General features: G+C 68.0%; 5 protein-coding genes and 2 pseudogenes. 2 read left to right on the top strand and 5 right to left on the bottom strand.

Annotated elements, in window-relative coordinates:
• Nucleotides 1–198, bottom strand: a pseudogene (locus tag LQV45_RS17385) (pyroglutamyl-peptidase I); the annotation flags it as partial.
• 111 nt (nucleotides 199–309) lie between these two features.
• Nucleotides 310–1,092: a type I methionyl aminopeptidase gene (gene map / locus LQV45_RS17380; protein ID WP_230008100.1), complete on the bottom strand. Its 783-nt coding sequence runs from the start codon at nucleotides 1,090–1,092 to the stop codon at nucleotides 310–312.
• Nucleotides 1,093–1,155: 63 nt separating this feature from the next.
• On the opposite strand from map, the gene LQV45_RS17375 reads away from it, so the two are divergent.
• The gene (locus tag LQV45_RS17375; RefSeq protein ID WP_230008099.1) at nucleotides 1,156–1,458 is read left to right on the top strand and encodes a helix-turn-helix domain-containing protein; all 303 of its coding nucleotides are present in this window, start codon (nucleotides 1,156–1,158) and stop codon (nucleotides 1,456–1,458) included.
• Between the two features lie 103 nt (nucleotides 1,459–1,561).
• Nucleotides 1,562–2,704: an Rv2578c family radical SAM protein gene (locus LQV45_RS17370; protein ID WP_230008098.1), complete on the top strand. Its 1,143-nt coding sequence runs from the start codon at nucleotides 1,562–1,564 to the stop codon at nucleotides 2,702–2,704.
• Nucleotides 2,705–2,795: 91 nt separating this feature from the next.
• Here LQV45_RS17370 and LQV45_RS17365 read toward each other — a convergent pair whose 3' ends face one another.
• From LQV45_RS17365 to LQV45_RS17355, 3 genes and pseudogenes are all read right to left on the bottom strand, one after another.
• Complete coding sequence (locus tag LQV45_RS17365) at nucleotides 2,796–4,169, bottom strand: NAD(P)(+) transhydrogenase (Re/Si-specific) subunit beta (protein WP_230008097.1); 1,374 nt, start codon at nucleotides 4,167–4,169, stop codon at nucleotides 2,796–2,798.
• Entirely contained in the window at nucleotides 4,166–4,549 is a 384-nt protein-coding gene (locus LQV45_RS17360) for an NAD(P) transhydrogenase subunit alpha (RefSeq protein WP_230008096.1), read from the bottom strand. The genes LQV45_RS17365 and LQV45_RS17360 overlap by 4 nt, the downstream gene beginning before the upstream one ends.
• Nucleotides 4,549–5,098: pseudogene (locus LQV45_RS17355) on the bottom strand (NAD(P)(+) transhydrogenase (Re/Si-specific) subunit alpha); the annotation flags it as partial. The gene LQV45_RS17360 and the pseudogene LQV45_RS17355, both read right to left, overlap by 1 nt.

Raw genomic sequence — 5,098 nt, 5'->3', positions numbered from 1 at the left:
GCACAGCACAAGCTCCGGCGTGAAACGCTCGAGGGCCTCCGCCAGCACCTTGGCCGACTCGCCGAAGACGCATGGCAATTCCACCGCCTGGACATCCAGCCCTTCGGATTGGAGCAGCCGTGCCGCCGAACGGGCCGCTGCCCACGACGGATTGGCCGTATTGCCGCCAAATGGCTCGAACCCGGTCAGGAGAATCATCGCCCCAGCCTAACAATCCGCCGCCCCACTGCCCGGCAAGGCGCCACCCCCGCGGCACCCTTAACCCGGCCCCGTCCACACTTGGCCGCCAGGGCAGGTGTCGCTCCGGCCTCACGCGTCTGTCCGCGTCGGCAGGGTGAGGATTTCGGCCCCGTCGTTGGTGATGGCGATCGTGTGCTCACTGTGTGCAGTCCGGCAGCCGGTCGCACTTCGGAGCGTCCACCCGTCGGCGTCGGTGATGAGTTCAGCGGTGTCGGCCATGACCCATGGCTCCAAGGCGAGCAGCAGCCCGGGGCGCAGCTTGTAGCCACGGCCTGGCCGTCCGGTGTTGGGAATGTGCGGGTCCTGGTGCATGGTCGATCCGATGCCATGGCCCCCGAACTCGGTGTTGATCGGGTACCCCGCCTCGCCAAGGACTGAGCCGATGGCATGGGAGATGTCGCCGATCCTGGCTCCGGGCCGGGCAGCGGCTATCCCTGCGCTCAACGCGCGCTCGGTCGCGCTGATCATCGCGACGCCTTCCGGGGGCTTTGAGCCGCCCACGATGAAGCTGATGGCGGAGTCTGCTGCGACTCCCCGCTTGGAGACGGCGAGGTCGAGTGTCAGCAGGTCGCCATCGGCCAGCGTGTAGTCGCGTGGGAGTCCGTGGAGCACGGCGTCGTTGACGGCCGTGCAGATGTAGTGTCCGAACGGCCCGCGGCCGAAGGACGGCTCGTAGTCGACGTAACAGGACTGCGCACCAGCCTCGGCGATCATGGCCTGCGCCCATCGGTCGAGGTCCAGGAGGTTCGCGCCGACCGTGCTGCGGTACTTCAGCGTCTGCAGGATGTCAGCGACAAGGGCGCCTGCTTCTTTGGCCCGGGCAAGTTCGGTGGGATTCAGGATCTCGATCATGCGGCGCCTTTCTCACGCGTCCAATAACTATACCGGTCATATTATCCCGGTATAATCGAAGCCATGGTCAGGTTGCCCCTCACATTCGCAGAGATCGAGCGCGGACAGCGCCTCGGCGCCCTGTTGCGCCGCGCCAGGGGGGAACGCTCGATGCTCGACATCGCGCTCGATGCACGCGTCTCACCGGAAACCCTCCGGAAGATCGAGACGGGCCGCGTAGCGACCCCCGCCTTCCCGACCATCGCCGCTATCGCCGGCGCCCTCGGACTCTCCCTCGATGCGGTGTGGGCCGAGGTCAACCAGACCAAACGCGCCACTGAACCAACCGGCCCTGATCACAACGCCCGTGAGCGGCTGGCTTCGTAAGCCTCGATCCCGCAGCTGCGCAGGCCGCCCCATGCTGCAACCGGCCGCCGCCTCGCCCGTCAGCATCTTTGACATTCAGTCGAACATATATTCGAATGTAGGCATGAGATGGGACGCACAAGCACTTGAGCGCGGCGATTCCCCGGCCGCCGCTTCGCCCACGGCTGCCCTGCTGCCCCTGGCCGGACTCGTGCGGACGGTTTCCACCCCGGAGTTTGCCGGGATCACCTTCCATGAGGTCACCGCCAAATCGGTGCTCAACAAGGTGGTCGCCGGTTCGCGGATGCCGTTCGACTGGACCGTCAACCCCTACCGCGGCTGCAGCCACGCCTGCGTCTACTGCTTCGCGCGCAAGAGCCACACCTATCTGGACTTCGACGCCGGACTGGACTTCGACAGCCAGGTGGTGGTCAAGATCAACGCCGCCGAGATACTGCGCAAGGAGCTGGCCAAGCCCTCCTGGCAGCACGAGCACGTGGCCCTCGGCACCAACACGGACCCGTACCAGCGCGCCGAGGGCCGCTACCAGCTCATGCCCGGCATCATCGGTGCCCTCGCCGATTCCGGCACTCCCCTGTCAATCCTCACCAAGGGCACGCTCCTTGCCCGGGACATCCCGCTGCTGAAGCATGCCGCGGCCCAGGTGCCGGTGGGCGTGGGCATCTCGCTGGCCATGACCAACGAGCAGCTGTCCGAAGCCGTGGAACCGGGCACGCCTGGGCCACGTGCCCGGCTGAAGCTCATCTCCCGTCTGCGGGAAGCGGGCCTGCCCTGCGGCGTCATGGCCATGCCCATCCTGCCGTGGCTCTCCGACAGCGACGACGCCCTCGACTCCCTCTTCGGGGCCCTCGCGGCGGCCGGCGCCACAGGCGTCACGGCCGGTGCGCTGTACCTGAAGCCGGGCACCCGTGAATGGTTCATGCAGTGGATCGCCCGCGAACATCCGCACCTGGCGGGAAAGTACCGCCGGCTGTACGGCAGCGGGTCGTACGCATCCAAGGAATACCGCGCCTGGCTGGCAGGGCGGGTCCGGTATTTCAAGGACCTGCACGGCTTCTCCGATTCGCAGGGCTTCAGCCACCGGGACCTCGACGGGGGCAGCGACCATGACAACGCCCGGGAGGAAGAAGCCCAGTACCCGGCCGGGAGCATCCCGGACACCGCGGGGCACGCAAGCCCACGCCACTCCGGCGCCATCCGTTCCGGCGCCATCCGTTCCGACGCGGCCCAGCCCACACTGTTTTGAAGCCAGCTCCACCTCAAGCACACAGAGCCATGTGCTCCCCTGCGCAGTCAGCCGGAGCGGAAAATGCCCTGAGCCGCCGGGCGCAGGATGCCTAGAGCGCCTTGACTGCGCCGAGCACCCTGGCCAGCGAATCCTTGGCGTCCCCGAACAGGAGCGTCGTCTTGGGATCGTGCAGGAGCTCATTCTCGATGCCGGCAAACCCCGGGCGCATAGACCGCTTCAGGAACACGACCTGCTGGGCCTGCACCACTTCCAGGATCGGCATCCCGTAAATCGGCGAACCCGGCGAGGACTTGGCCGCCGGGTTGACGACGTCATTGGCCCCGACTACCAGAACGATATCCGTGGTCGCGAATTCGGGATTGACTTCCGCGAGCTCCCGCAGTGACTCGTACGGCACGTTGGCCTCGGCCAGCAGCACGTTCATGTGGCCCGGCATGCGTCCCGCCACGGGATGGATGGCGAACACGACGTCCACGCCGCGGGCGACCAGGGCCGTGGCAAGCTCCGCCACAGTGTGCTGGCCCTGGGCCACGGCGAGCCCATAACCGGGAACGATCACCACCCGCTGGGCGTAGCCGAGCTGGACGGCAATGTCCTCCGGGGACGAGGAACGCACTGGCCGGTCGCTCAGGGCTGTGGAACCCGCCGTCGAGCCGCCCTTGAACGCCCCGAACATGATTCCGCCGACTCCGCGCCCCATGGCCGAGGCCATGACCTTGGTCAGGATGGTGCCGCTCGCGCCCACGAGCGTCCCGGCGACCAGGAGCAGGACATTGCCCAGGACCACGCCGGACGCTGCCACCGCCAGCCCCGTGAACGCATTGAGCAGGGAGATCACGATCGGCACGTCCGCCCCGCCCACGGGCAGCACCAGGAGCAGCCCGGCGGCGAGGCCCAGGCCCAGCAATGCGAGCGACCAGCCCAGCGATCCGGTCAGGACCACCAGAGCTCCTGAGATGACCGCCCCCAGCAGGACGGCCCCCATCACCCAGGGCATCCCGGGAAACAGCAGCGGACGGGTGCTGATGAGCTCCTGCAGCTTGCCCACGGTCACCGCGGAGCCGGCGAAGGACACCGCGCCAACCAGCATGGTGAAGACGACGGCCAGGCGGACCCAGGGATCTTCCTGGTGGCCAAGTTCCAGTACGGCGACGAGCGCCGCGGCCCCGCCTCCGACGCCGTTGAAGAGCGCCACGAGTTGGGGCATCTGGGTCATCTGCACCCGGCGCGCCACGGGGAAGGCAATCGCGGAGCCCACGGCGATGGCCGCGAGGATGAGTGGAACATTTTCCAGCCGCGCGGAGAGGAAGACGGTGACGACGGCGAGCAGCGCCCCGGCCGCGCCGATGGCGTTGCCGCGGCGGGCAGTTCGTGGCGAGCTGAGGCCCTTGAGCGCCAGGATGAAGCAGACGGCGGCCACAAGGTAGAGCAGGGCTGTCCATTCGGGGCTCAGGAGGCTCATTTGGACTCCCCCGCCGCGTCGGCGGAGCTCCCCTCACCGGGGTGTCCTTCGCCCGCGGTTCCGCCAGCCTTGGCGGCGCCGCTTGGGGCGGGGATGCGTGTCCGTTTGTGGGCGCTGAACATCTCCAGCATCCGGTCTGTGACCACAAAGCCGCCCACCAGGTTGACGGTGGCCAGGACGACTGCCAGGAGCGCGACGCCGAGGACCCACGGGTCACTGGCCTGTCCGGCGACGATGATGGCGCCGACCAGGATGATGCCGTGGATGGCGTTGGCGCCGGACATGAGCGGTGTGTGCAGTTTGCTGGTGACCTTGGAGACGACTTCGAAGCCAACAAACACCGCGAGCACCACCACGGTCAGCAACACGACGGGGCCCATCACGCCTCCCTTTCCAATGCTTCCGCGGTGGGGGCGTGCCGCACCGTGCCGCCGTGGGTCAGGCACGTTCCGGCGACCACGTCGTCGTCGAAGTCCGGGGCCACCGAGCCGCAGTTGGTCATGAGCGCGAGGAAGTTGCTGACGTTCCGGGCGAAAAGCCGGGACGCGTCCGAGGGCATGGCGGATGCCGCGTCATGCAAACCCACGAGCGTGACCGATCCGCCGTCGACCGGCACCTGCACGTCCTGGCCGGCGATCACGCCTTCGACGTTGCCTCCGGACTCCGCGGCGAGGTCGACGACGACAGACCCTGCCCGCATGCCGGCCACCATGGCGGTGGTCACCAGCAAGGGAGCGGCCCGGCCGGGGATGGCCGCCGTCGTGATCAGGACGTCCGCCGCCGCGACATGCGGGGCCAGGAGGCTGCGCTGGCGTTGCGCCCGGTCCTCACCGAGGGCACGGGCGTAGCCTCCGGTTCCGTCTGCCGCCGCATCGATGTCCAGGTTGATGAACGTGCCGCCCATCGAGGCGACTTCCTCGGCGGAGTCG

This window comes from Microbacterium sp. Bi128, assembly GCF_918698205.1.
This window is presented reverse-complemented; position numbering and strand designations above follow the sequence as displayed.